General features: G+C 31.3%; 27 protein-coding genes, 1 tRNA gene, 1 other RNA gene and 1 pseudogene. 9 read left to right on the top strand and 21 right to left on the bottom strand.

From position 1 onward, the window contains the following. Positions 1-49 precede the first annotated feature (49 nt). Entirely contained in the window at positions 50-1,870 is a 1,821-nt protein-coding gene (locus tag IKS50_RS01020; protein WP_292844059.1) for a DUF2070 family protein, read from the top strand. Here IKS50_RS01020 and IKS50_RS01015 read toward each other — a convergent pair. Next, positions 1,865-2,137: a hypothetical protein gene (locus IKS50_RS01015; protein ID WP_292844057.1), complete on the bottom strand. Its 273-nt coding sequence runs from the start codon at positions 2,135-2,137 to the stop codon at positions 1,865-1,867. The genes IKS50_RS01020 and IKS50_RS01015 overlap by 6 nt on opposite strands. Before the next feature lie 88 nt (positions 2,138-2,225). Here IKS50_RS01015 and rqcH point away from each other — a divergent pair, with 88 nt between their 5' ends. Then, entirely contained in the window at positions 2,226-4,232 is a 2,007-nt protein-coding gene (gene rqcH / locus IKS50_RS01010; RefSeq protein ID WP_292844055.1) for a ribosome rescue protein RqcH, read from the top strand. Here the strand turns inward: rqcH and IKS50_RS01005 are convergent. Both IKS50_RS01005 and IKS50_RS01000 read right to left on the bottom strand, forming a co-directional pair. Beyond that, the gene (locus IKS50_RS01005) at positions 4,229-4,948 is read right to left on the bottom strand and encodes a metal-dependent hydrolase (protein ID WP_292844053.1); all 720 of its coding nucleotides are present in this window, start codon (positions 4,946-4,948) and stop codon (positions 4,229-4,231) included. The genes rqcH and IKS50_RS01005 overlap by 4 nt on opposite strands. Then, positions 4,948-6,123: a hypothetical protein gene (locus IKS50_RS01000; RefSeq protein ID WP_292844051.1), complete on the bottom strand. Its 1,176-nt coding sequence runs from the start codon at positions 6,121-6,123 to the stop codon at positions 4,948-4,950. Before IKS50_RS01000 ends, IKS50_RS01005 begins: the two co-directional genes overlap by 1 nt. 203 nt (positions 6,124-6,326) lie before the next feature. Here IKS50_RS01000 and IKS50_RS00995 point away from each other — a divergent pair, with 203 nt between their 5' ends. After that, on the top strand, positions 6,327-6,533 hold the full coding sequence (locus tag IKS50_RS00995) for a class III signal peptide-containing protein (protein ID WP_292844049.1): 207 nt from the start codon (positions 6,327-6,329) through the stop codon (positions 6,531-6,533). Then, on the top strand, positions 6,526-6,708 hold the full coding sequence (locus IKS50_RS00990; protein ID WP_292844047.1) for a class III signal peptide-containing protein: 183 nt from the start codon (positions 6,526-6,528) through the stop codon (positions 6,706-6,708). Before IKS50_RS00995 ends, IKS50_RS00990 begins: the two co-directional genes overlap by 8 nt. Before the next feature lie 19 nt (positions 6,709-6,727). Here the strand turns inward: IKS50_RS00990 and fwdF are convergent, their stop codons facing one another. From fwdF to IKS50_RS00970, 4 genes are all read right to left on the bottom strand, one after another. Then, entirely contained in the window at positions 6,728-7,735 is a 1,008-nt protein-coding gene (fwdF, locus tag IKS50_RS00985) for a tungsten-dependent formylmethanofuran dehydrogenase subunit FwdF (RefSeq protein ID WP_292844045.1), read from the bottom strand. Between the two features lie 9 nt (positions 7,736-7,744). Continuing rightward, entirely contained in the window at positions 7,745-7,936 is a 192-nt protein-coding gene (locus IKS50_RS00980; RefSeq protein ID WP_292844043.1) for a 4Fe-4S binding protein, read from the bottom strand. A 48-nt stretch (positions 7,937-7,984) separates the two neighbouring features. Beyond that, positions 7,985-8,443 (bottom strand): phosphopantetheine adenylyltransferase, encoded by a 459-nt coding sequence (locus IKS50_RS00975; RefSeq protein WP_292844041.1) that lies wholly within the window; start codon positions 8,441-8,443, stop codon positions 7,985-7,987. 113 nt (positions 8,444-8,556) lie between these two features. Next, a complete protein-coding gene (locus tag IKS50_RS00970) occupies positions 8,557-11,559 on the bottom strand; it encodes an Ig-like domain-containing protein (RefSeq protein WP_292844039.1) in 3,003 nt (1,000 codons plus the stop codon). A gap of 476 nt (positions 11,560-12,035) precedes the next feature. Here IKS50_RS00970 and IKS50_RS00965 point away from each other — a divergent pair, with 476 nt between their 5' ends. The 3 genes from IKS50_RS00965 to IKS50_RS00955 are packed head-to-tail and all read left to right on the top strand — an operon-like array spanning position 12,036 to position 15,665. Beyond that, a complete protein-coding gene (locus tag IKS50_RS00965) occupies positions 12,036-13,607 on the top strand; it encodes a radical SAM protein (protein WP_292844089.1) in 1,572 nt (523 codons plus the stop codon). 41 nt (positions 13,608-13,648) lie between these two features. Then, the gene (locus IKS50_RS00960; protein ID WP_292844037.1) at positions 13,649-14,767 is read left to right on the top strand and encodes a pyridoxal phosphate-dependent aminotransferase; all 1,119 of its coding nucleotides are present in this window, start codon (positions 13,649-13,651) and stop codon (positions 14,765-14,767) included. Then, the gene (locus IKS50_RS00955) at positions 14,760-15,665 is read left to right on the top strand and encodes a cation diffusion facilitator family transporter (protein ID WP_292844035.1); all 906 of its coding nucleotides are present in this window, start codon (positions 14,760-14,762) and stop codon (positions 15,663-15,665) included. The genes IKS50_RS00960 and IKS50_RS00955 overlap by 8 nt, the downstream gene beginning before the upstream one ends. Before the next feature lie 4 nt (positions 15,666-15,669). Here IKS50_RS00955 and IKS50_RS00950 read toward each other — a convergent pair. The 9 genes from IKS50_RS00950 to hdrC form a co-directional block, all read right to left on the bottom strand. Next, positions 15,670-15,753: transfer RNA gene (locus IKS50_RS00950), tRNA-Ser, on the bottom strand. 61 nt (positions 15,754-15,814) lie between these two features. After that, positions 15,815-16,129, bottom strand: an RNA gene (ffs, locus tag IKS50_RS00945) — signal recognition particle sRNA. Between the two features lie 161 nt (positions 16,130-16,290). Continuing rightward, positions 16,291-16,677, bottom strand: coding sequence for a CBS domain-containing protein (locus IKS50_RS00940; RefSeq protein ID WP_292844033.1), 387 nt, complete (start codon positions 16,675-16,677; stop codon positions 16,291-16,293). Continuing rightward, positions 16,658-17,569: a 2-phosphoglycerate kinase gene (locus tag IKS50_RS00935; RefSeq protein ID WP_292844030.1), complete on the bottom strand. Its 912-nt coding sequence runs from the start codon at positions 17,567-17,569 to the stop codon at positions 16,658-16,660. The genes IKS50_RS00940 and IKS50_RS00935 overlap by 20 nt, the downstream gene beginning before the upstream one ends. A 114-nt stretch (positions 17,570-17,683) precedes the next feature. Further along, positions 17,684-18,373 (bottom strand): metallophosphoesterase, encoded by a 690-nt coding sequence (locus IKS50_RS00930; RefSeq protein WP_292844028.1) that lies wholly within the window; start codon positions 18,371-18,373, stop codon positions 17,684-17,686. A gap of 11 nt (positions 18,374-18,384) precedes the next feature. Then, the gene (locus IKS50_RS00925) at positions 18,385-18,912 is read right to left on the bottom strand and encodes a DUF2096 domain-containing protein (RefSeq protein WP_292844026.1); all 528 of its coding nucleotides are present in this window, start codon (positions 18,910-18,912) and stop codon (positions 18,385-18,387) included. Then, entirely contained in the window at positions 18,909-19,175 is a 267-nt protein-coding gene (locus IKS50_RS00920) for a DUF749 domain-containing protein (protein ID WP_292844024.1), read from the bottom strand. The genes IKS50_RS00925 and IKS50_RS00920 overlap by 4 nt, the downstream gene beginning before the upstream one ends. A 191-nt stretch (positions 19,176-19,366) precedes the next feature. Continuing rightward, a complete protein-coding gene (hdrB, locus tag IKS50_RS00915; protein WP_292844022.1) occupies positions 19,367-20,254 on the bottom strand; it encodes a CoB--CoM heterodisulfide reductase subunit B in 888 nt (295 codons plus the stop codon). 22 nt (positions 20,255-20,276) lie between these two features. Next, the gene (gene hdrC, locus IKS50_RS00910; RefSeq protein ID WP_292844020.1) at positions 20,277-21,239 is read right to left on the bottom strand and encodes a CoB--CoM heterodisulfide reductase subunit C; all 963 of its coding nucleotides are present in this window, start codon (positions 21,237-21,239) and stop codon (positions 20,277-20,279) included. A gap of 184 nt (positions 21,240-21,423) precedes the next feature. On the opposite strand from hdrC, the gene IKS50_RS00905 reads away from it, so the two are divergent. Beyond that, the gene (locus IKS50_RS00905; protein WP_292844018.1) at positions 21,424-22,167 is read left to right on the top strand and encodes an archaeosine tRNA-ribosyltransferase; all 744 of its coding nucleotides are present in this window, start codon (positions 21,424-21,426) and stop codon (positions 22,165-22,167) included. On the opposite strand, the gene IKS50_RS00900 is transcribed toward IKS50_RS00905, so the two are convergent. The 5 genes from IKS50_RS00900 to dph5 all read right to left on the bottom strand — a co-directional run bounded on the left by IKS50_RS00900 (position 22,159) and on the right by dph5 (position 25,773). Further along, positions 22,159-22,581 (bottom strand): PsbP-related protein, encoded by a 423-nt coding sequence (locus tag IKS50_RS00900; protein ID WP_292844017.1) that lies wholly within the window; start codon positions 22,579-22,581, stop codon positions 22,159-22,161. The genes IKS50_RS00905 and IKS50_RS00900 overlap by 9 nt on opposite strands. Positions 22,582-22,584: 3 nt before the next feature. After that, positions 22,585-23,499, bottom strand: a complete 915-nt coding sequence (locus IKS50_RS00895) for a hypothetical protein (protein ID WP_292844015.1) — start codon at positions 23,497-23,499, stop codon at positions 22,585-22,587. An 85-nt stretch (positions 23,500-23,584) separates the two neighbouring features. Beyond that, positions 23,585-23,773 carry a hypothetical protein gene (locus tag IKS50_RS00890; protein WP_292844012.1) on the bottom strand — a complete coding sequence of 63 codons (189 nt, stop codon included), beginning with the start codon at positions 23,771-23,773 and terminating at the stop codon, positions 23,585-23,587. 146 nt (positions 23,774-23,919) lie between these two features. Beyond that, complete coding sequence (locus IKS50_RS00885) at positions 23,920-24,417, bottom strand: hypothetical protein (RefSeq protein WP_292844010.1); 498 nt, start codon at positions 24,415-24,417, stop codon at positions 23,920-23,922. Between the two features lie 564 nt (positions 24,418-24,981). Beyond that, positions 24,982-25,773 carry a diphthine synthase gene (dph5, locus tag IKS50_RS00880; RefSeq protein ID WP_292844008.1) on the bottom strand — a complete coding sequence of 264 codons (792 nt, stop codon included), beginning with the start codon at positions 25,771-25,773 and terminating at the stop codon, positions 24,982-24,984. Positions 25,774-25,809: 36 nt separating this feature from the next. Between dph5 and IKS50_RS00875 the strand changes: the two are divergent. Further along, a pseudogene (locus tag IKS50_RS00875) lies at positions 25,810-26,144 on the top strand (class I SAM-dependent methyltransferase family protein); the annotation flags it as partial.

Raw genomic sequence — 26,144 nt, 5'->3', positions numbered from 1 at the left:
TTTTTTGCTTTAATAAAATTAATGGTTAAAAATAATACTGAGGAAAACAATGTCAAGTATGAGCAGCGTTGCAGGACTATCAAAATATATTAAAACCCTGCCTGAAACAAAATATTCTATAATTGGAATGGTTATAATAAGTTTTCTTATTGGAAGCATTTATTATCTGATTGATTTGACCCTTGGGGCTGGAATTATAGAAGATATCATTTGGGGAGGATTTTTCGGTTTTTCTGTTCTTGGCATATCCTCAATAATGAGTGGAGCACTAAATCAGCAGGTAATTAGTTCACTTCATGGAATCAATTTAAAAATCAAGCATTCCATGTTCTTATCCGCTCTTTCAATGACTGCTTTGGGAATTGTTGTTATTCTTGGATGCATTATTTCAAGAATAATCAATATAGACATCTTCATAAATTCAATGTTGTTCGCATGTGTTTTAATATATGGATTTAACACATTGGTTTTCTGGGCAACATCCAAAGTAAGATTTTCAGTTGCAGCCATTACAGGACTTATCCAGCCGGCTCTTATAATAACAATGTACATATTAATCTCATTCTTGTTTGTTGACACAAGTTTTATGGGACCGGCCATAATACAGATTTTGCTTAAAGCATTGGTTGCCGCAATAATTATCGTCGCGGCCATTTATGCATTTATTAAGGTTATTGCTTCACCATTTAAAAAAAATCTGGGAATCGGAGTTTTAGATTTATTGAGCCTGTTCATTGCGCATATGAATGAGGGATCAAATTCCCTTGAAGGATTATTTGAAAATATGAGTGAAGCCATTGACACTATTGTAACATTTGTTAGTTTTAAAACTGAAGAGGGAATAAAGGCTTTATTTATTTCACCATCTGTGCATCCTGGACCTTTAGGTGATTTAGGTGGTTCCAACATGCCAACAATTCTTGCAAATAAATTTGATCATTTCACAATGGTTGCTCATGGCCCTTCTACACATGATTTTAACCCTATAGCAGTATCTGAAATTGATAAAATCGAAAATTCCGTTAAAAAGGGTTTGAAAAATGTTGAATATTCAAGTGAAGCCAGCAGATTTGTAAGATATAATGCAAAAAAAGCAAATATTGGAGTTCAATTCTTCAACAAGGGCATGGTTATTTTATCCACATTCGCTCCGGAAGCCGTTGATGACATTGAATTTGGTGTTGGGCTTACCATGATGGCTCAAAGTAGAAGCCATTGCCATGTAAAAGATTCAGTGATTGTTGATTGTCACAATTCATTTACTGCAGAAAGTGGGGAAGTTCTTCCAGGAAATTCAGAAGTTTTCCATTTGATTGACGTTATTGATGCCATTAACCCTGAACAGGAAAAATTTGAAATCAAAATTGGATGCTATGCGAATAACATGGACACATTTGATAAACATGATGGAATCGGTGAAAGCGGTATCAAAACAATGATTATTGAAGTTGGCAATCAAAGAACTGCCTATGTTTTATTTGATTCAAACAATATGGAAGCTGGATTCAGAAAAGAAATCATGGACGCAGTAAGTGATTTGGAAATAGATGAAATTGAAGTGATGACAACCGATACACATACCGTGAATACAATTTCAAGAGGTTATAATCCAATAGGAATTGTAAAAAGACCGGAAATAATTGAATATGTCAGAATAAGTATTAAAGAAGCGCTTAAAGATTTAGAAAAAGTAGAAGTTGGAACTGGAACTGAAAAAATAGAAAATCTTAATACTTTTGGTCCGAACAATTCAACAGAATTGATTTCAACAATCAGTTCCGTTGTGGCAGTAAGTAAAATTATAGCTCCAGTCTTGCTAATTACAGCATTATTTATCGCATTTGCGTGGATTTTCTTTGGGGGATTATAAATACATTACAAATAATGTATATGCAATAACCCAAGTAAAGAAGAATGGTGAAATTCCATCCCATAACCATTGGCTAAATCCAGAAATTTCGTCTCCAGCGATTTTTTGGGAGAATTGACCAACGAAATATAGGATAATTACTGCAACGAAAAACGCTAACACATCATTTTTGAATCCGAACCAACCTACACTGCATCCTGTGGATAATAAAGCTGCAATTAGGCCAAAAATGATATGAATACTTGTAACTTTAATAGTAGTGTCCATTTATATCCTCCGTTAAATTAAATATATTAATATAATTTTAGTGAGTTATAATATATTAAGGTATTGATGAAAAGAAAGGTGTAAAGCAATGAAATCAATGTCTAATGTTGACATTTTTAGAATATGTAATGAATTAAATAATTTATTGAGTGGTGCCAGAGTCGATAAATCATTTCAACCCACTAAAGATATTGTTGTTATGAGATTCCATGTTCCCGGAACTGGAAGAATCGATTTAGTAATGCAATGTGGTTCTAGAATACATACTAGCCAATATCCTCTTGAAAATCCAACTACACCCCCTACATTCCCAATGCTTTTGAGAAAAAGAATAAAAGGGGCGCATGTTGAAAGTATCAAACAGCATAATTTTGATCGCGTAGTTGAAATAAGAGTGAAAAAAGACAAATATTATACTATCATCGTTGAATTATTTGATAAAGGAAACATTATCCTTTTAGATGATGAAAACAACATTATATTACCTCTTAAAAGAAAACATTGGAGCGCAAGAGACATCAGTTCTAAAAAAGAATACATTTTCCCTGAAGAAAGAGGAATTAATCCGATTACTGCTGATGAAGAAGACTTCAAATCATTATTCCAAGACGGCGAGAGCGATGTTGTAAGAACCCTTGCAAGAAATGGGCTTGGAAGTTTATATGCTGAAGAGATTGTCAAAAGGGCAAATGAAATAGTTGAAGTTGATAAGAATACTCCAAACAATGAAATAAGCGAAGAACAGCTATCCGGATTATACAATGGTTTTAAAGACTTATTTGATAATTTGAAAGAGGGTGCAATCAAACCGCAAATCGTGAAAAATGATGATAAAGAGGATGTCGTTGCCCTGGATTTAGTAGAATATGAAGATTATGAAAAGATATATTACGAAACATTCAATGAGGCCTGTGATGAATTTTACTCTAAAAAAGTAAATACTGATATAAAAAATGCCCAGGAATCCGCCTGGAATAAAAAAGTAAATAAGTTTGAAAAAAGATTGCGTTTACAAGAAGAAACACTTGATAATTTTAACAAGACAATTGAAGATAGCCAACATAAAGGAGAGATTATCTATTCTAATTACCCTTCCATTGAAAATATCATAACTGTTGTTAATCAAGCTAGAAGTAAGGATTACTCTTTTAAAGAAATTGGAAAAGTCCTAAAAAAAGCCAAGGAAGATGGAATGGCTGAAGCTCAGATTTATGAATCAATTGACAAATTAGGTGTATTAACTTTAAACATTGATGATACTTCTTTTATAATTGATCCAAAGATTACCATACCTGAAAACGCTGAAAATTATTATGAAAAAGCTAAAAAAGCTAAAAGAAAAACAAAAGGTGCTTTAATAGCTATCGAAAATACAAAAAAACAACTTGAAGATATTAAAGCTAAAAAAGATGTTGCAATGGAACGCGTATCAGTTCCTAAAAAGAGAGTTAAGAAGAATCTCAAATGGTATGAAAAATTAAGATGGTTTGTAAGCTCTGATGGAACTTTAGTGATCGGAGGCCGTGATGCCAACAGTAACGAAAATGTTGTCAAGAAATATCTTGAGCCAAATGACATTTACCTGCATGCAGACATACATGGTGCATCATCAACTGCCATCAAGTTAAATGGAAGTGAATTAAATGACAATCTCCTTAAAGAATCTGGAGAGTTTGCAGCTTCATTCTCATCTGCTTGGTCCTTAGGTTTCACATCCCAAGACGTCTTTTGGGTTCATCCGGACCAAGTTACAAAAACACCTGAATCCGGAGAGTTTCTAGCTAAAGGATCATTTGTTATTAGAGGCCATAGAAATTACATTCGAGGCGCAAGAGTAAAATTAGCTGTTGGAATTGTTGATTATGAAGGAAAACGAATAATGGCTGGTCCAATTGAAGCATTAGAAGCTCATTGTGATAATTATGTCGTGATTAAACCAGGATATACAAAAAAAGAAGCGATAGCTAAAAAAATTATTAATAAAATTAATGAAGATGATTTGTTGACTTTAGATGATATTATAAGGGTACTTCCATCTGGAAAATGCGATATCGATGAGGAATATCATCAAAGAAAAAAATATGAAAAAAATTAATCCTGATAATTTTCAGGATTAAATTCAAAATATTCATCAGGATTCATTACCACAACATCAATATTTGGGTTGAACTGACTTACAAAATTAGCAAAAATTGCCGGATCTTGTTCTATTGGCGGAAATGTATTATAATGCATTGGAATAACAACTTTTGGATTCATCCACATTGTAGCTAAAGCAGCTTCAAAAGGACCCATAGTAAATTTATCACCAATAGGCACTAGAACAACATCAGGTTTATATATTGAACCAATAATATCTTTCATATCACCAAATAAACCTGTGTCCCCCGCATGGAATATTTTAGTTCCATCTTCGAAAGTTATTAAAAAGCTTGCAGCTGTACCTCCTGGAACAGTTTCTTCAACAATGTCAATGTCGGAAGAATGTTTAGCTTCAAGCATTGTAAATTTAATATTGCGATATATAAAAGAACCGCCGATATTCGCACTAATGTTTCTTATCCCTTGTTTTGCTAAAAAGAGTGAAATCTCATGAATACATGCAATGGGGGCATTAGTGCTATTAGAAATTTCTAATGCGTCCCCAAAATGGTCTGAATGTCCATGAGTTAGCAAAATAATATCCGGATTTAATTCTTCTACAGGAACTTCGCAAGCAGGATTATTACTGATAAATGGGTCAATTAGGATTTTAACCCCCTCATCGCTTATTATTTCAAATGCGGAGTGTCCTAACCACCTTATTTCCATTATGCAACACCGCCAGATGCATTGGCAACTAAAATACTTTCATCTAAATTAGAAGCTATATTCCAAGTTTTCTCGAAATCTGCCCTAATATTTGAAATGGAACTTCTATCATCATAGATAGCACCATATTCAATGTCATTTTTGCCTTCGGAGATAATCATTGCATGTGAATCATCTGTAATTAAATTTATGGCGTGTACTTTAGGAACAGTTTTAATATGAACTCCTTGTTTTAATAAAGAAGATATTAAAAACATGTAAGATACATCTGAAACATCGAATTCATTAATAATGACCCTAGAATAGATTGTCGGAACATGAGATAAAACTCTATCAGACAAATCTGTTAATGATGGAATTTCCAACATTATTTCTTTATGAACATTAACAGCTAAGCTATCGAAAGCTTCTTTAGAAGTTAATACTCCAGAATCAGAAATCACATAACTATTAAGTGATTTTGGAACTGGTAAACTTTCAGGATTGTTAATGTCAATTTTTATATCTCTAGCAGGCACTTCAGGCTCAATTCTAGTTGGAGTATGTAAAACCGGCTCTGGCACTATAGGTTCTTCTGCTAAAGCTGTTTGAATCACATTAGAATTATTTGTTGGTTCAACAATGAATTCTGGAACTTCTTCTATATAGTACTCTTCACTACGTCTCCTAGGAGTCCTATTAACCTTTAATGGCTTATCATAATGAGGAGTAAAAGTAAGCTCTCTATCAAGGTCAACCTCTTGTTCTTGTTGAGGAACAACATTCAAAACAGCTTTTGGATTATCTTCAAATGAAGTTCCAAAAAATTCGGAAGTTGAAGAATCTGGATAATCATCAACTACAAATTCTTCATATTCAATGTCATTATTATTATCATCATTAAATTCTTTGCGAAGTTTTAATGGACGATTTTTATCTTTTGATTTTCTTTCAAGTCCCCTAAATGAAGGAGAATCAGCATCTTTAGACTCTAAAAATTCTTTAAGCATATTAGTTGTTCTATCTGCATTCAAATCAACAAAGTAGCTGACAATCATTATAATTCCTACAATTGAAATGATTAAACCAACTATTAATAAAATGTCTATTAAGTTATAGACAACTGTTTCGTATGCAAGGAGAACACCTATTACAAATAAAATAAAACCTGAAACTAATTTTATTGTATTTCCCACGATTTCACCCTTATCAAATATTATCACTCTATTATTTAACTATTAATTTATTTATTGAACACCATTTATAAAGTTATTGGTAAAAAAAAGGAAAAAATAAAGAAAAATGGGGAAAATCAAAGAAAAATCAGTGTAAGTAATACTTTTTTTAAAAATAGTAATATTAATATATTAAAAAAAACTAAGTTTATTTGGTGAAAAAAATGAGAAAAATGAAAAAATTATTCAATGAAAATTCAGGTCAGGGAGCCGCAGAATATATTCTTCTGTTCGGAGGAGTTATTGTTATTGCACTACTTGCACTAACAATATACAGATCATATATGAACACAAGCGATGTTAGCTTAAAAGCAAAAGATGACATCATCGATGTCAGAAACACAATACTTGACAATAGAACCCATGTATAGAAAAAAGCTTGACAATAAAGGACAAGGAAGTGCAGAATTAATCTTAATTATTGGCGGATTAATAGTCATAGTACTTCTTATTGGAAGTTATGTATCAAATATAACTGGTAAAGCACAAACTAATATTCAAAGTTTGTTAAAAATAGAAAGAGATTATTTAATAAATAAAATATGAAAATGGAGAGTTGAACTCTCTATTTTCCAATTAAACCATTTAAAATTTCATTCCAAGATTCAGAATTAATATTGTTCAATTTCATTGCTGTTCTGGATAAGACCCTTATATCTTGTGGACATGCGATTACACAAGCTCCACATAAGTTACAGAAGTCCAGATTAGTAACGGATTTGCCGTCCACTATTTCTACAGCATTACATGGACATACATCTTGACATGCATGACATGAATCGCCTTTACATACCTTTTCGTCAGCTTCAACCAATTCCAATGTACCTTCAAATGGTTTGGTAATTGTAATTGCATCAACCGGACAGATTTCAGAACACCAAGAACAGTTTACGCAGGATCCTTCAGAAATGAATGCATCCCCTGTAATTTCAGGAACTGGAATCTCATCGACCAACATACAAGTTGAACAAATTTGTTTGATTGCATCTTCAGGACATACTCTTTTACAGACTCCACAGAAAATACATTTAGACAAGTCTACCTCAATAGAATTGTTCAACAAGTCATTGCTTGATGTTGGAACATTTTTGATGTCAATAGCACCTGCAGGACACATATCTGCACAAAAAGAACAATAAATACATTGATCTTTATCAATTTCTATTTCTCCCCTTACCAAATCAACTGGGTTAGGGAGCTTTCTTTCGAATATTATAGAATCTCTCGGACAAACTTCATTACATCTTCCGCAATAGATACATTCTTCCTCATCGATTTTTGATTCAACTTCCCAAACAGGATAAGATTCTATATCTTTAACATCGGCTCCATCAATTGTCAATGCTAATGAATCAAATGGACAAGCTACAGAACATAAACCACAGAATACGCAAGAACTTTCATTAACAGAAACCAAATCCATTTCTATTAATCCACGTGCAATTGGTACGGTAGGCCCCAATCTTAAAGACTCAGTTGGACATACTTCAACACATATTCCGCAACCGACACAATTTGCGTCTTTGTAAGATAACCTACGGTACTCTTCACCCTCTCTCTCAATAGCAAACATATTATCCCCTCATGCTTTAGAAATAGCTTGATTTGGACAACTTTGTATACAAAGATCACAATCATCACAATTTTCAGGAACTATTGATACATCCCCATCTTTTTCTATGATTGCGCCTTGCTCACAAAGTTTAATGCATAAACCTTGTACTGGACAATTTTCAATGTGTCCACACAAATTTGAATCAATTTTTACTGCCATATAACCACCTTACACATGAAAAATAATTTCATGCAATATACCTTTTGACTATTTAATGAAATTCCCACTTTGATTTATTTCTCCACTTCTAATTCGTGTGGAAGAAATAGGAGTTCCATCATAAGCCAAAACAAAACTAACTACAACAATATCAAGAGGTTTCATGCCTTTAGAACTTCTAATCTTATTAATTTCAACAGCAGTTGGTTCGGTTTCCTCAGTTACGACAATTGCTTCAAAATCTTTATCATATATAGTAGTCCCATAAGGATCTTCTAAAGGAACAATAATAAAATTAGATTTATCAGAAAAAAAAGATTTTAAATTACCCATTCTTACTTTACAGGAATCAATATCTCCTTTTAATCCTCCAAATGCATCGGAAGTAACTCCAATTTCAATTTCATTGCCTATTTCAAAAGCAGTGGACAATAATTTTTTATGCCCATCATGAAATTTATCAAAAGTTCCCCCTACAGCCACTTTATTATACTTTTTAGAAGTCATAATATTGTCCTAATTAGATTGTTAATTAAATGTTTATTAGAACTAATATAAATTAATAGCTATAAAAAAAAGAGAAATAAAAAAAAAAATAAAAAAAATTTAAAAGTAGTTAATTAGAATAAAATACTTGGGGAATAACTCTTAAGAGTATATGAATTGGTATTCCAATTTACTACTTTACCTAACGAGTTCCTAGTACTAGTAGCATCAGCAACAGTCCAAGTATTGCCAATTAATACCTGAGCCCATACATGACCATAAGTACCGCCACTTGAAAAGTGACAAGTTCCGTGGACATATCTAGCAGCTAACCCTGCACTTCTAAACATTGCAATAGCTAAATGTGCATGGTCCACACAATTTCCGGTTTTAGCGTTTAATGTGCCAACTGATCCGAATTTTGTGTCATAATAGAAACTATAGGAAATAGTATCTCTTACATAATTATAAATTACAGTAGCTTTTTCTTTATCAGTTTTACAATTCTTTGTCAACTTAGAGACTAACTTTTTTATTTTAGCATCGTTAACATCACAGTTTTTAGAAGCTGCCAAGTACGGTGCCAAATCTTTAATTGAATTTTTAAAGTTTAATACACCAGTTGGAGAAGAGGATGAACCGGATAAAGATTTTACTGAAATGTAAGAAGGCATTTTCTTATGGTTATTATAATAAGTAAGAACACTTGAAAGAGTGTTAACTAATCCTTTATAACCAATAGTTCCCACTTTTGAACTTACAGAATTAGGAAGTTTTCCTTTAGATTCTGCAGTTTTAACAATACTTTCTGCTACACTAAGATAATCTTTTAAGTAACCTAAATTAGATGCTCCTTTAGGTTTGGTAGGATTATCTAAAATCTTAATAGAGATGCTCTTTTTATTTCCGTTTTTTAGATTTACGATAGCTTTAGAAGCTAAATATAAGTAATCTGCTGTTTTAAATGAAACATCTCCGACTTTAACTGTGGAAGGTAACTTTGAATTTTTAGAAACATACTTTTGAACCTTTTTGGATGCTTTAAGAATGTCATTAATTGTTACCTTATTTAATACGTATATTTTTGATGATCCATTAGAGGATTCATGTTGGAAGTTAATTTTATAATTTCCTTTAGATAATACACCCAAATCAATTTTAGCTATACCCATTGAGTTAGTTACAACTGTTGAATTTTTACCTTTAAAAGTAAACACAACCTTCTTATTTTTAACAGCTTTATTTTTTTCATTAACTAATTTTACTGAATATGTTACTTTATGACCGGTAGGCGCATAACCATTTTCAGCGACAAATTTAGTTCCTTGAACAATAACCTGTTTTGATATAGGAGCTGAATTATAAATCGGGTCTGCAACTAAAGTTTTAATTGGATAACAGCCAACAGCCAGTCCTATTTTCAACTTTGCAACACCATTTGAATCAGTCTTATAAATATAAGATTCTCCATTAATTGTAGATTTAACAAATACTCCTTTAAGAAGTTTGCCGGATTTGTCTTTAACTTTTACTTTGTAGAAAGAACCGTCATTTACTTTCATAGTTAAATCTTTACCGCTTACTTTAGCAACAGCTTTTAGAATAATAACTCTTGTAGACCCGTGACTATAATCACTAGATCCTTTAGATGAATGTGAGTATTTAACAATATAATTATTTGGATTGATGTTTTTTAATGAAAGTTTTGCATTACCATGACTATTAGTTTTAGAAATAATAGTTTTTCCATTAATTTTAAATTTGATATTTTTATTAGCTAAAATTTTTCCATCTTTATTTGTTAATTTGACTTTGAGTTCTGATCCATCATTGTAATGCATTACTACTACTGAAGAAGATAATTTTGTAGTGAGGTCTGCAACAATTATTTTAGCATGACCTGAACTAGAATAATAATTACCACTACCCGCATACTTAAAATTAATATTATAAGTACCTTTAGCAAGAACAGGAATAGTTATAACAGCTTTCCCATTCGCATTAGTCTTTGAGGTTACTGTTTTATTATTATAAGTAAAAGATATTTTTTCTTTTTTAAGTAACGCACCATCTTTTGATTTTAAAACAACACTAAATGAACCTTGCTTATTAACATGAATGTAAGTATCCCTTGCATTGAGATTAGTTTTAGTCTTTTTAACCACAATCTTATGGGAAACTTTTTCTTTAGAATATGGATTAACAGTAGTAATCACATATTTGCCAGGAGCCAAATTAATCTCTAGACCCGCAACACCTTTTTGATTAGTTGTTGCAGTATAAGTTACGCCATGAACTTTGAAAGAAACTTTAGTATTTTTTAATACTGAATTATCTTTCCAAAATTTAACGTTATATTTAGATGCATGTCCATAATATTTAGTTAAGTCGCTTCCAATTGCAGATGATAATACTTTGACTTTCTTAGAAAGTGAAGATGAAGAATAATTACCATTTCCCTCATAATTTAAAGAAACAGCGTATTTTCCAACATTTAAACTAATCGTTTTAATCAATGCTTTTCCCTTGGCATTTGTAAATGCGGAATAATATTTTTTATTCACTTTTAAAGAAACTTTCTGATTTGATAAAGGATTACCATTTTGATCTTTTAAAGTTACTTTGAAATATGTAGCTGATTTTCCATAGTGGGTATCAGATACAGTTAACTTTGTAGAAATTAAAGTAGCAGATTTAGCACTTAATACAGTAGAACCAGCAGCACTAACTACATTGTTACTTGAAACATCAGTAGCAACTCTATCAATGCTTGAACTGGATGAACCAATTACAGTGTCACTTTCTACTTCAACATTGGAAGAGATTTGTTGATTATTATCCTCAAATGAACTAGCACTAATCTCGTCATATGAATCAGTACCAGTAACATTTTCTGAATCGGCGCTAATATTTAGAACCTCATCATCAGGGGTGTTTCCCAAATTATCATCATGAGAATCAACTATATTAGTTTCTGAGATAGAATACTCGCTAGAAATTTCTAATTTATTTTCTACAGATAATGAATTGTCATTATCTCCTATAAAATTTGAATCTTCTTTATTAACAACATTTAATGAATCTACTGCGCTAACCGCTCCAATAATAAGGAACAATATGCATACAATAGAAAACACTAATGCCTTATTTTTAATCGAAATTTTTCCACCTCTTGGTTCTCATTACGAAAATTTTATAGTAAAATATGATTATACTAAAATATAGTATTTCATAATGAGTGGATAAGAATTATTTAGTTTATCATATATAAATGTTTTTAAAACCCCAATATGTGAAAAACCCTTTAAAAATACTCAAATTAATCAAAAAAGGTTAAAATTTAGTATAAAAGTAAAATTAAGAAATAAATAAATTAAAATTATCTAAGATAAAATTAAATATCTTAAATTTTAAATAAAATTTTAACAAATCCATGAAAAATGAAATTTGAAAATGATGATTTTTTATTGAAAAAATTAGTTTATATTCAGTAATTAAAATAAAATTCAATGAAAAATTGTATGATTTAAGAAAAAACAATTAAGATAATAAAAGTAATGGGAAAAATAAACTCAAAATTTAAAAATAAAAAAATCTGTAAAAAGTTGATTTGATGTTGTATGAAAAAAACATTTTTCAAAAAGACTACAAGAAAGTAGATATAAGATTCGGATTAAGTTATCCGAATATTTATAGGACTGCAATGTCTTCATTAGGTTATAACATCCTGTATAATTTAATTAACGAACGTGAAGATACTTGGTGTGAGAGAATAATTTATCCTAACATTAAATCACTTGAATCCAATACTCCTAGCAAATATTTTGATATAATAAGCTTTTCCCTTCAGTTTGAAGAAGACTATTTTAACGTTTTGCAAATGCTAAAAGATGCAGAAATCCCACTTAAGAGAAAAGACCGTGGAGACGATGATCCATTAATTATAGCTGGTGGACCTTGTGCAACTGCTAATCCTCTTCCATTATCAGATTTTATTGATTTATTCATTATTGGAGAAGGTGAACATACAATTAACGAAATATTAAACGTTTATAAAAATTCGTCGAACAATGATTTAGAAAAATTCCTTGATATCGAGGGAATATACATTCCCGAATTTGATAATAAAACAAAAATCCGCATTATAGAAAATATGGATGAAACTTACCACATAACTCAACCGGTTATAAGTAAAAGTGATGATGAGAACTATCAAAGCATTTTCAATAATTCAATAATGTTAAATGTTTCAAGAGGTTGTACCAGAGGTTGTAGATTCTGTATGGCAGGTTATCTTTATCGGCCTACCAGAGAAACAAATTGGAAACACCTAATTGACATAGCAATTGAAAATAGAAAAAATACTGGATTAAATAAAGTTACATTGATTGGTGCGGCAGTTTCAGATTATAGTGATCTTGATAAATTGATTGATGGTCTTGAAAGTGAAGGTTTCCAAATTTCAACACCTTCACTGAGAATTGAATCAATCACTAAAGAAACATTAGTCACCTTGAAAAAAAGTGGGCTGAAAACAATAACTCTAGCACCAGAATCCATTAGTAAACTTAGAAAAGTAGTAAATAAATCCATACTGGAAAAACAAATTTTTACAGTAATAAAAAATGCCATTGAATTAGACTTCAATATTAAGTTGTATTTTCTAATAGGAATACCCGGTGAAAGTAACGAGGATATTCATGAACTTTGTGAATACATGAAAAAAATAGCTAACATGCATAGAAATCCTAAAAGAGTGAAATTTAGTATAAATCCAGTGATTCCAAAACCTCATACACCACTCCAATGGGAATGTTATGATTTTAAGGACATTAAAAAGAAAACTAGGTATATTCAAAAGGAAATGAAAAATTATAACATAAAGTGCGAAAGTCCTAAAAAAGGACTAATTCAATATATACTATCTTGTGGAAATAGGAGCATTTCTACGATTATTGAAAAATCTCTAGAAAAGCAACCGACACTTAAAGAGTGGAAGGAGATAACTCCAAAATATGATCTTGATGAAAAATTACCTTGGAGCAATATTGATGTTGGCGTAGATGAAAGATTTCTAAAAATAGAGCACAGACGATTGAGAAATCTGAAACAAACACCATGGTGTGAAACATCTACCTGCTATAATTGTGGAGCATGCGAAAAAGTATTACTAGAAAAAAATTAATTTACTATAATAATTATATTATAATATAGTGAGGCAAAAATATGATAAAACCAGCAAATAGAACCAAATTAATCGAATTATCATTGATTAGAAAAATGTTTGAAGCCACAAATCCCAATGCCATAAACTTGGGTATTGGTGAACCTGACTTTGATGTACCTCAAAACATCAAGGATGCAATGAAGAAATCAATTGATGAAAATGATACCCATTATACTCCAAACAAAGGATATATTGAATTAAGAGAGGAAATTGTTAAAAAATTCAAAAATGATAATGGCATCAATACCGATCCGGAAAATGTCATTGTTACAGTTGGAGCTAGTGAAGCATTATACATCAGTGCTCAAGCATTTATGGAACCGGGTGATGAAATACTATTGCCGAACCCTAGTTTTCTATTATATGAAGCGGTTATTAATTTAGCTGGTGGAAATATCGTGCCCGTAGATTGTAAAATGGAAAACGAATTTAAATTAAAAGCGGACGATGTTTTAGAAAAAATTAGTGATAAAACAAAAGCAATTATATTGAATTCACCATCCAACCCAACAGGAGCAGTAATGGAAAAAGAAGACATAAAAGCAATTGCCGATTTATCTATGGACCATAATTTTTTAATTATTTCAGATGAAATTTATGAAAAAATAATATATGACAAAAAACATTACTCCCCTGCAAAATATAGCGATAACGTAATTACAATTAACGGATTTTCAAAAACATATGCAATGACTGGGTTAAGGGTGGGTTATTTGACTGCAAATGACGAACATACCGAAGAACTATTTAAAGTACACCAAAACAGCATTGCATGCAGTAATTCTACTGCACAAAAAGGAGCATATGAGGCATTAACCGGCCCGCAGGATGAAGTAACCAAAATGGTTAATGAATTCCAAAGAAGAAGGGACCTGATTGTTAGTCGCTTGAATGGAATGGGTTATGAAACAGTAAACGCCGAAGGGGCATTTTATGTATTTCCAAAAATTGAAGAAGAAAATTTCGTTGCTAAAGCTGCGGATGCAGGGGTGATTACTGTTCCTGGATTTGCCTTTGGATCAAACGGAGAAGGACATATCAGAATGTCCTATGCTAATTCCTATGAAAATATCGAAAAAGCCATGAATATTTTAGAAGAGCGTGTAATAAATGGATGATTATAGAAATAAAGCTGGAACAAAAGCTTCAGCGGTAGCAATTGTTGCAAACACCATTTTAACAGTTTTAAACATTTTTGTCGGACTCATGTCTGGAAGTTACGCGTTAGTATCAGAAGGAGCACATACCCTTTCAGATGTGACAACCTCAATAATAGCCTATGCAGGATTTAGAATAGGTCAAAAACCTGCTGATAAAGAGCATCCTTTAGGTCATGGCCGTGCAGAAGCAATTAGTGGATTGCTAATTGTTGTATTTTTAGCAATTGTTGCTTATGAAATCATAACAGGTGCTTTCAATAAATTATTGCATCCTGAATTAATTACAGTTCCGGATTTCTATGCTGCATTAATGGCGGTTTTTGGAATATTTGTTAACTATTTCATCAGCGAATATATTATTAACATAGGAAAGGAAATCAAAAGTCCTGCCATTGTCGCTGATGGAAAACATCAAAAAACAGATATATTTACATCAATTGCTATTTTAATAAGCGTTATTTTAGCGAACATTGGATATCCAATTTTAGATCCTCTTGTTGGATTATTAATAGGTTTGTTAATCATTAAAACTGCATATGATATTGGTAAAGAAAATATAGATAATATTATGGGAAAAGTACCTTCACAAGACTTAATAGATAAAATAAGAACTGTGGCTAATTTAACTCCAAATGCGCAAGGAGCACATAATATTAAAGTTGATTATTTAGGGTCATATGCTACTGCCTATCTGCATGTTCAAGTTGACGGAAACATGCCCTTAAACGAAACCCATAAAATTGCGCATGAAGTAGAAGATAATATCCTAAAAACTATCCCTGAGATAAAATCAGTAATGGTACACGTGTGCCCAATAGGATTAGAATATGACCATGACCAAGAAATAGATAATTAAAAAGCGCCGGGACGGGGATTTGAACCCCGGAGGTCAAATGACCATCGGATTAGCAGTCCGACGCCGTACCAGGCTGGGCCATCCCGACTAGTAAAAAACAGTATACTAAGATATATGTAAAAACATCTTAATAAACTTAATTATTTTTATAAATGGCATGTTCAAAAGTGGACTAATCTCAAAAATATGAGTGATCTAAAAAAGCCAACTCCACCCCGGGATTCTACAAGCATTGCATGTTAACAGTAGAGCTGCTCCCTTCCGGGCCTGACCCGTTCCCATATTAGAGATGACTAATTTTTACCCTCCAGTAAAAACTTCACCACCACCAATCCTGTAGGACGAGGTTTCTATGTTGTTTTTCTAGGCTCATACTCTCTTAAAAAGCCGCCTCTTGAACTTCAACTGCACCAAAGGGGGTGTGTGCTTACAGAGGACCCCTAACCCTCCAGTCTAGCCAACTTTATATTTGATTTTAATATTATATAAATGTTATCAAAAAATACAGATAATATTAAAAAAAGATAAAAAATAATTTAAAAATTATTTCTAGAAAAAAAATTAATTTACAGTAACTGCATTAAAAATAGTTAAATTAAAAAAAAATAAAAAATTAAAGGAATTATTAGAATATTTCCTGAATAATATCCCCATCGGAAATAATTCCCACTAATTTTTCTCCATCGACAACTGGAAGCTGATTTAAAATTCCAGAAGAAGCACCTTCTTTCATAACTTTAATTGCAGTTTCAATAGTATCTTCAGGAGAAACTGTAACCACAGGAGAAATCATAATTTCTTTAACACTGGTACCTAATTCATATTTATCCAAAATTAGGTTATGTCCAACATCTGTCGCAGTTATAATCCCAACTAACTTATCATCTTCCAAAACAGGAAGAGAACTGATTTTATATTCCATTAACTTTTCAAATGCATTTACAACATCAACATCTGAAGTAGTAGTAATTACCTCAGAAGTCATTATATCTTTAACTTTTTTGTTCAACATATTCCGCACCCACAAATTTTTCAAGAATATCACTAACCATTATATCTATGGTTTCGTTGATATCCACATTGTTAATAATACGAGTATCATGAATTTTAGCCTGTTCAACTAAAAATTTTTGAGTTTTTCTAATTGTATCAAAATTATCCATATATCTTTCAAGAGATCGCTTTACCCAGGGTTGCCTGCATCTAGAATAGAATCTTTGTTTATGTGATTCCTCATCATCAACAGTTAATGTAAAAATAATAATGTTATTATCTTCAATTAAATCTTTTCTAATAAAACCTGGAACCACATGAACTCCTTCAATAATAGTACTAATTCCTTCTTTTACAGATCGTTCTATAATCGCTTCAATACCTACATTAACAACATCTACATGACTAATAAATCCTTCAATAACAGAATCTACCCTTATAGAGGGTGTTCGAATGCTTTCATGAGCATCAAAACTAGATTTATGAATTACGGGACTTAATTCTTTAGAGACAATCTTACGCATCACTTCACGAATCATATCAGTACTGATAAGATTTTTTAATCTTAATCTGTTAGCAAGTTCAAATGCCATTGAAGAGGTACCTACTCCTGATGCACCACCAATTAAAATAATTAATGGCTTTTGGGAAGTTCTTAATGCTCTCCAATTTTTATATTTAACTGCAATGTTAGAATCAACGGATTCTAAATGATGTAAAACAGTATCTGCTAACTCCTTGCTGGAAATTTCAGTAACATTGTTTTTAATCAGATTTGCCTCAATATCACTGGCAATAACATGAGCTCTTTCTATCCCAATATCAGCAACATTTAGGGAACGGGACATAATTCCTTTGGAAAATGGTTCTTTATATTTTTTCCCATCAACATTCCCACTGACCCATATCATGATAATCTCTCCAAAAATATATAAATAAATATCTTAAATTAATCTTAAATAAAATTTTTTATTTGAATTTAAAAAAATCATTGAAAAAAATAGAAAAAAAGAAAGAATAAGTAATTATTCTTCTAATGAGACGATACTTATCTCATAATTGGAGCCATCTATTACATCAATTAAAACAGCTCCATTATCCTTAAGCATCCCAGGATTTGCTACATCTGTAGTTTTTCCAATTTTACTAAGGGATTTAGCCTCATGAATATGTCCACACAAGTTTATTTGAGGTTCAAACTCATGAATTGATTTTAGAATTCCCGGACTGCCCACATGCTCGCCATTTTCAACTCTATCAGCATCAGTATTGAACGGTGGGGCATGAGTGACTAAAATTTTCACTTTAGGAACATCAGAATTGTAAACATAATCATAGTTAGCTAACAAATCATAAACTTGTCTGTAGATTTTATCGTCATCCATTTCGCCCGGAGTATCGAATGGAGTTGGATTAGATCCCCCGAAACCAAATAATATTGCATCTCCATAAGCAATAATATTGTTGTGAAGACAGAATGAAACATCATTAATAGCATTACAAATTCCATTAGGGTCGCAATTTCCAGGAATTGCTATTACATCCACTCCACAATCAGCTACCTTATTAATGAATGTTTCTACAAAATCAAGAGGTCCAAAATTAGTGATATCGCCCAAAATTAAAACTAAATCAATTTCATTATTATTTAAATAAGTATACAAGTTTTCATTTTCTTCGCCATGAACATCACTTATAGCTAATATTTTAACCATATAATCACCATTTAATCTTCTAAAAAGAAAGAACCCATCTCTTTTAAACCAACTTGGAGGTCTTCCTTATCTCCATGTAATTGAACAGTAACATCATCGTCATATTCAATAATAAGACCGTTCCATTCTGCAATTTCTTGAACTCTTTCTTCAGCTAAAGGAACTCTTAAGTTGATTCTACCGGTAATTAAACCTGGTGGAGTATTTACTAAAAATTTTGACCTTGAATCTGCAAATTCAAATAATTCTTTTCCTTGCATAGCTTGTTTTAACAAATCAAGCCAATGGTCAGCATATTCGTCACCTTCTTCATCAGCGATTGTTAAAAGAGTTCCTTGAATATTATTTAATGACATTTCCGCCTTTGCCAAACCATTAATCAATTCGGGATGGGAAGGGTCTCTTTTATATGAACTAATTGTTGATCTGATTATTCCCATCTCAGGGTTAATTCCATCAGGGATTTTATATCCTTTCTTAGTTAAATCTTTTATAAGATGATTTAGAATTAACCAATTTTGTTCTGAGGGCAAACTCATAAATGTCCACCTATAATTTTTAAAGTAGTGTGATTAATTTTAGCATCTGCATCTTTTAATTCTCTTTCAATTTCACTAGTATTACTATATGAATCTAAGAATAAAACATGATGAGTTGAAGTACCTGCAATGTTTAAAATTGCTATTTCATCATCAGATTTGAGTTCTCTTTTATCAATAGTTGCTTTGAATTGAACATATGGTTCATATTCTTCTGGAAGGTCAGCATATTTAAATATACCGTCTAATGTTGCTACAAACATAATTACACCTCTATAATTATTACATTATTATATTAAACTACTTGATATATAAACATAATCCCGAATTATTCGTATTCAATCAAACAAAAAAAATTTGATATAAAAAAAATAGTTATCACTAGGATAACTAAAACCGAACTGTGTTTTCAATACCTAAAAAATAAATAAGATAAGGATTAAAAATCCTTAACCTATTCTCCTAATGCTTTTTTAATAGCTGGAGTTGCATCAATTCTTTGAGCATCGAAAGTTAATTCTTCAGCAGATAATCCCATAGCTAATCCGTATAATTGAGCTAAGTGGAATACTGGTAATGCGAAATCAGTTCCGTATCTTTCGTTTACTTCGATTTGACCTTGGTCAAATTGTAAGTGACAGAATGGACATACGTTAACGATTGCATCTACACCTGCTTCAGTCATGTGGTCGAGTTTTTCTTTAGTGAAACTGGTAGTTACATCTAAATCTCTGGATCTTAATCCTCCACCTGCACCACAGCACATCATTTTGTCTTTGTAGTCTACAGATTTAGCACCTGTAATTTCTACAAGGTCATCTAAGATAGATGGGTTTTCTGCGTTTTCTTCGATACCAATAGTTTTGGTTGGTTTTAAGAAGTGGCAACCGTAGTGTACAGCAACATTTAAGTCTAAAGGTTTTTCAATTAAGGAAGCTAATTTTTCAAATCCAACGTCATCTCTTAAGATTTGAGCAAAGTGTTTTACATCAATAGTTCCTTTGTATTCTCTTCCGATTTCAGCTAAGTTAGCATTAATTTCAGCTTTTTTCTCTTCACTTTCTTTTAACATGTGGTTACATTCAAATAATGAACCGAAACATCCGTTACATTCAGTCATAATGTCAGCACCAATGTCTTCAGCAAGAGTTAAGTTACGAGCAGCAATAGTAGCCCAGGTTTCTTCATCAAAAGAACCGAATACACCTGGAGCAGGACAACATGATGCTCCTTCCATATCAATTAATTTAATATCTAATGCTTCGAATAATTTTCTGGTAGCTTTTTCAACACCAGGATAACGGTTGTTCATAATACAACCTAAGAAGTATGCAATTTCCATATTATAACTCTCCTCAATTCATTTATTCTTTTAATCCACCGGTTGCTTCATCGTAACCGATTAATTCATCAAATCCAGTAATTTTACATATTTTTTGAACTTCTTCTAATGCTTCAGGGAAAGCATGGGTTGTTGGTGGAATTTCTGGAAGTCCAATTTTAGCTCTTAAAGCTTTAGTAGCATCGTTAATAGGTACACCGTGACCTGTGTTCATAACAAATACTCCAGTCATTTTGTGAGGTTTTGCCATGTAACCTGCGTGTGCAGCAATATTACGTGCTTTTTTGATAATTTCTACAATTTTAACACTTCTGAGACATCTTTCTTGGCAAGTGTAACAAGTAGTACACATCCATAAAGCATCATCAGTGATTACTTCTTCTTTTAATCCGAGTAAACATTTTCTGACAATTTGTCTTACTTTGTATGGAGTTCTTCTTCCAGATGGGCAACTACCACTACAGGTACCACATTGGAAACAGTGTTTTACAGTTTCGATTCCAGAATCAATGAATTCAGCAGTGAAATCTGGATCACGATTTGCATCAGTTAATAATTCTTTATCAGTCAATAAAGTCATTTTATCTCTCTCTTTATCATTATTATTTGAATCTTCATCAGCTTCTTTGGCATCTTTTTTAGCTTCAACTTTCTCGTGGATTTCTTCCTTGACAGTCTCAACTTTTTCATGAATTTCTTCTTTTTTAGCTTCAACTTTCTCGTGGATTTCTTCCTTGATAGTTTCAACTTTTTCCTCTTCAGGTTTGATGTCTTCGGAAGCTAAATCTTCAACACTGTCTTCTGATTCTTCCACAGTTGCTTCCTCAGCTTCTACAACTGGTTCTGCCTCAGTAACGACAGTTTCACTTTCAGTTTTTGAAGATGTAACTTGAACATCATCAGATGTGTTTGAAACATCAGCATTGATGTCAATTTCTTCATTATCTCCTTTAAATAAGGATTTTAAACGATTTATAATAGACATTGAAAACACACCTCGGATAATCATCGGATAATCTCCTCAAATCCATACTAATAGTCTTTAAAAGAACATATATAAAGGTTACTAAAATTTTGGCTTGTGTAATCAAAAAGGTTACACAAAATGAAAAATTTTTATATGCCTAAATAATCATATATTAAAACAAGAACAAGAAAAGGAAGAAAAAATGATTAAAAAATTCGAAATAAAATCCCATGACGGGCCTGGAAGAATAGGTAAAATTGAAGATGAGTTAAGTCCAATATTATTCTCCAAAAAAGACTTAAAAATTGCTCCTAGTGAAGGTTCTGCCTATAATGTTGACCGTGAAATTGCTGAATTTAACGTTAGAGAAACATTGAGACTTGCTAGAGAAAATGTAGAGGAATGTGACGTAGCGGTTATTCAAGGTTCAAAATACATCGATTTAAGAGTCAAATGTCTAAAAGAACTTGAAGAAATAGGATACAATGGTTTTATAATAGCCAATGGTGATGCATTACTTACCAATTCAAAAGACCTTGTTGAACTAATTGTCACATTAAAAAAAGAAGCTAAAAAAAATAGCTATTTTATCTTTCCATTTACTGAAGTTTCATTCATGCCAATATTAGTATATATGGGAATTGATGGATTTTTAACTGATTCCGCAAATTATTATAGTTATTTGAATGTCTTACAAACCCCAACCAAAGCATATGACTTAAATACATATCATATTTATGAAAATATTTCAAAAGAAGATTTAGAACGTGAAAATATAAAAAATATGGAATTTGTCATCAAAGAAATCCATGCCCACATGAAAAATAAATCATTGCGAAACCTTGTTGAAGAGAGATCTGGGACTACTCCTCAAAATATCTCGACTTTAAAAATACTTGACAGAAACCACATGGATTATCTGCTTGAATACACACAATTAGTTTGAAATCTTAAAACTATCGACTATTTTAGTAAATTCCCTTTCAGATTCCCCAGAGATATCTAAGGTTCTTAATTCAAAAATGTAAATGTTTCTTTCTTCAATGAACACGAATGTGTGAATATCAAAGTTGATTTCAGGAGTATCCATATTTGCATGAAGCTTAATGGCATCCTTGCCCGCAATTCGAGTAAAATCTGATGCTAAAATAACCCCACCATCATCTGAAATCGCATCTTCCATGAAAATTTTATAATCCTCAAGGTTAGTGGCAGTCGGAAACATTACTGCATTAATTAAATTGTCCTGGCCTTTAGATAGAGTAGCTATGCAATCTGGATTGGAAAGTATGTCCGCTTTTTCAACTTCCCAACTGTCAGGATATTGAAAAGTGATTCTTCCTGTGTTGAATGTCTTCATGAGTTATTCCTCATCCTTAGATGAAACATCAATGGTTTCAGGAGCTTCTTCTATAGTGTCAATATATTTAGAGAAGGGTTCCGGAAGTTTTGGCATGACTTCTTTTAAGATTTCGGCAGCATCGAGTTCCAATGCTTGGCCTGAAAGTAATTGTTCAACGTCAAACCCAAAATCAAATGGCTTAAGTAAATCGTCGGTAGGTACTCTTAAATTAATTTTTCTCTTATTGAGTATCATTTTAAGAGTGCTTGTATTTCTTATTTGGTCGTTCATATCTTCAACAGTGCTTTTTATATCATATGCTATAGCTTTATTTTTCTCATTTACTTCCTGTTTTGATTTTTCGATTGATTTTTCTAAATTCTTAACTAGGAGAGCATTTCTTCTGTTAATGTTATCCCTTGCCTCATCAATAACAACATTAATAGCATTTAAAATTGATTTATTCAGTTCAACATTATATGCAAGAATCATTTTATTTTTATAATCAAGTTCTTTAAAAATAGCAACTCTTTCGTCATCAATTTTAGTAATCTTTTTATTTAACTCATGAATTTCATCTTTAGCTTTTAAAAGTTCCTCTTTATCGGATAACTGCTCTTTAAGTGAATCAACATCATCAAAAAATGATCCTTTAAGAGTTTGAATTTGGCCTTTTAACTCTTCAATTTCAGCATCTTTCCCTTCTATAATATGATAAAACTCATCAAGTTTTTCATCTGAAAATTGATTATCAATTAATTTTTCATAATCTTCTTGAGATAACACTTTTACTAAATCATCATCTTCAAAAGGGTCTTCTTTTTTAAGACTAACTTGCTTTTGTTGTGATTCTTTTTCGACAGTGTTACCATCTTTATCTTTACTTGTATACTTTTTAGTGTACACCCTAACAGTTCTAAAATCATCACTTTCCATTATTGACACCACTCTATATTAATAAGTTTGATTTGTTTAATTTAAATAGTTAATGTAAAAAAAAGAAAAAAAGAAGAAAAAAATTTTATTTATCTTCTTTTTCAATCCATAATAACATTGCTTCCTCGATTGCTTTTGAATACCATCCTGTTTTGAACAACATCTTAGAGGAGGCTAATTTGCGAAAATTCAAGTCAATGTCATTATTGATGCTAATTGTAACACGTCTGTTTTGAGTCATGAAAATAGATTGTGCATACTGGTTAATAAACATTTTAGTGTTTTTTAAGAGCAATTTGTCATGCCAAAATAAATATTGTAAAAATAAAATTATATTAATCGAAATTTCAATAAAACAAGAGCTCATTCCCCAAAATATTCAAGAAAATTGAAATCTGATTAATTTTTTAGAATGTTTAACTAGTCTAAAGGAAGATGTTCAGATTTAACTTTATCTTTTAGAGTTCTTAACTCATTAGAGATGATAAATATTTTTTTACCATCAATGAATGTTCTATAACTCCAACCATCCCCATATTGAGAAATTGCATAATCTTTCTCTTCATTGACAATATTTCCAGAAACTATTTCCTCATCAATGCCGGCGCCATCTTCAACAGCATCAATGATTTTCCTATTGTTAATTCCATTGATCGCTAAGTAAAAACTCCTGAATTTACTATTGCCCATTTGTCCTTTAATATACCAATTAATCATTTCATTTTGACTTATATCCAGTACAGTAGACACTTTAAAGAAAGATCTGAATTTTTTATATTCGCTTATAATTACTAAACAGTTCTTAAAATATCCAAAATGATAAGTTCCATATTTTAATTGGTCATGAATCAACTTGGATTGTAACAAATTGTTTCTTTCTTGTAAATTATCTAGTACAAGACTATTCCTATTCCCCATTATATTTATTTTTGAATTTCAACACATATAAACTATACCCATGTTTTATAATGAAAAATCCTATGCCTACCCATGAATTAAATGAAAATATTTATATATGCCTAAAACATATATAATATACGATGTAAAATATAATTCATATCTTTTTATGAACATCAAACATTTTATAATCTCCAAAATGTTTTAAAATATATTATATCCGGAAGTAAATACACCATTACTTCCATCTCCCCCTTTTTATTAATTTACTTTCCTTAAATACTTATTAATGTTTAATTTTAACATATAAATTTTTTAAATTTTTACTAAAAATTAGAAATCTGATAATATTTTCTTGATTTTAGAAAATTCTTAGTGAACATAACTACAAAACATTAAATAAATACTGAAAAATCAAATAAAAACATTTATATAATACAAAAATATATATAATATACGATGTGAAGTAACTTTCATGTCTTGTGATGAACATCGGTCAAACATTTTATAATCTCCAAAATGCTTAATTATGTTCAAGGAAGTAGAAATGACCACAACTACTTCCAAACTCCCCCTTTTTTTAAATCAGACATTATCTATTATTTTGGGGTCCGCTCCAGCAATTTCTACTAAATATTCTGCTTCAACAATATGAAGTTTAGATGGAATAACAATACAATGGAGAGGCCCTCCAAAATCAAAATCGATCAATTCGGAAATTTTGCCTGCTTTAACAACCACATCTTTTGAGCCAACACGAGCAATGCCCATGGCTAATGTATCCTCAGTTATTAATCCTTCCCTATCCAAATCATTATAGATACTTATTAAATACTCCAAACCTTCATTAACAGTCATATACCTGTCTTTGTGAGCTTGAATATCCAGTAAAACAAGAGTATGCAGATCCATTTTAAGATTTTCCTCAATTGCTTCATAAGGAGATTTTGGATAAAAATTATAATCTGGAAAAGGAATTGTCGTTACTTTACCAAATTTATAACCTTGAAGTCCTGAAATGGCAGGTGCGGAAGATAAAATAGACGAACCATGAATCACTTCAAAATCAATCCCTTTTTTACTGCATTGAACTAAAAAATCGCTATGAGTAGTTGCAATTAAAGGATCTCCGCCAGTAATCAAAGCAACATCACAAGTTTTAGATTCTTCAATGAATTTATGTTCTTCTTCAACTTCCCCTCTAACAAGAACCTCTATTTTTTTACCAATTAATTCTTCAATAGCTTCAAAGCTTGACCCAAATAATCTTGATGTGAAAAATTCAGCATAAATCTTATCAACATTTTTTAAACATTCCAATCCCTTAAGAGAAATATCCTTCTCATCAAATAATCCTAAACCAACTAGATAAAACATAATACTATTTATAATAATTTAAGCATAAATAACTTTATGAAATGTGTAAAAGTTCCATTAAAACAATTAAATGATACTCGCATAAAATTAATGGAAAATGGACTAATGAATATGGAATATAGGATAAAAGCAGGCGATGATTACGGATATATTCCTATAAATGAAGATATTGACGATTATGAGATTGTTGATATTGATTTGGAACCAATGAAAAAAGTCCCACACAATTTTTCGGAACTACTTAAAGATGAACTTGCCCCTGACGAAATTGAGAATCTGAGAACATCATTTGATACTATTGGAGATATCGTAATTTTAGAGATTCCTGAAGAGTTGCAGGATAAAAAACAAATTATTGGTGATGCTGCTCT

The sequence above is a fragment of the Methanobrevibacter sp. genome (assembly GCF_017539065.1).
In the GTDB taxonomy this organism is placed as follows: Archaea; Methanobacteriota; Methanobacteria; order Methanobacteriales; family Methanobacteriaceae; genus Methanocatella.
Note: the sequence above shows the minus strand (reverse complement) of the source record. Positions and strands in the feature narration are given on the sequence as shown.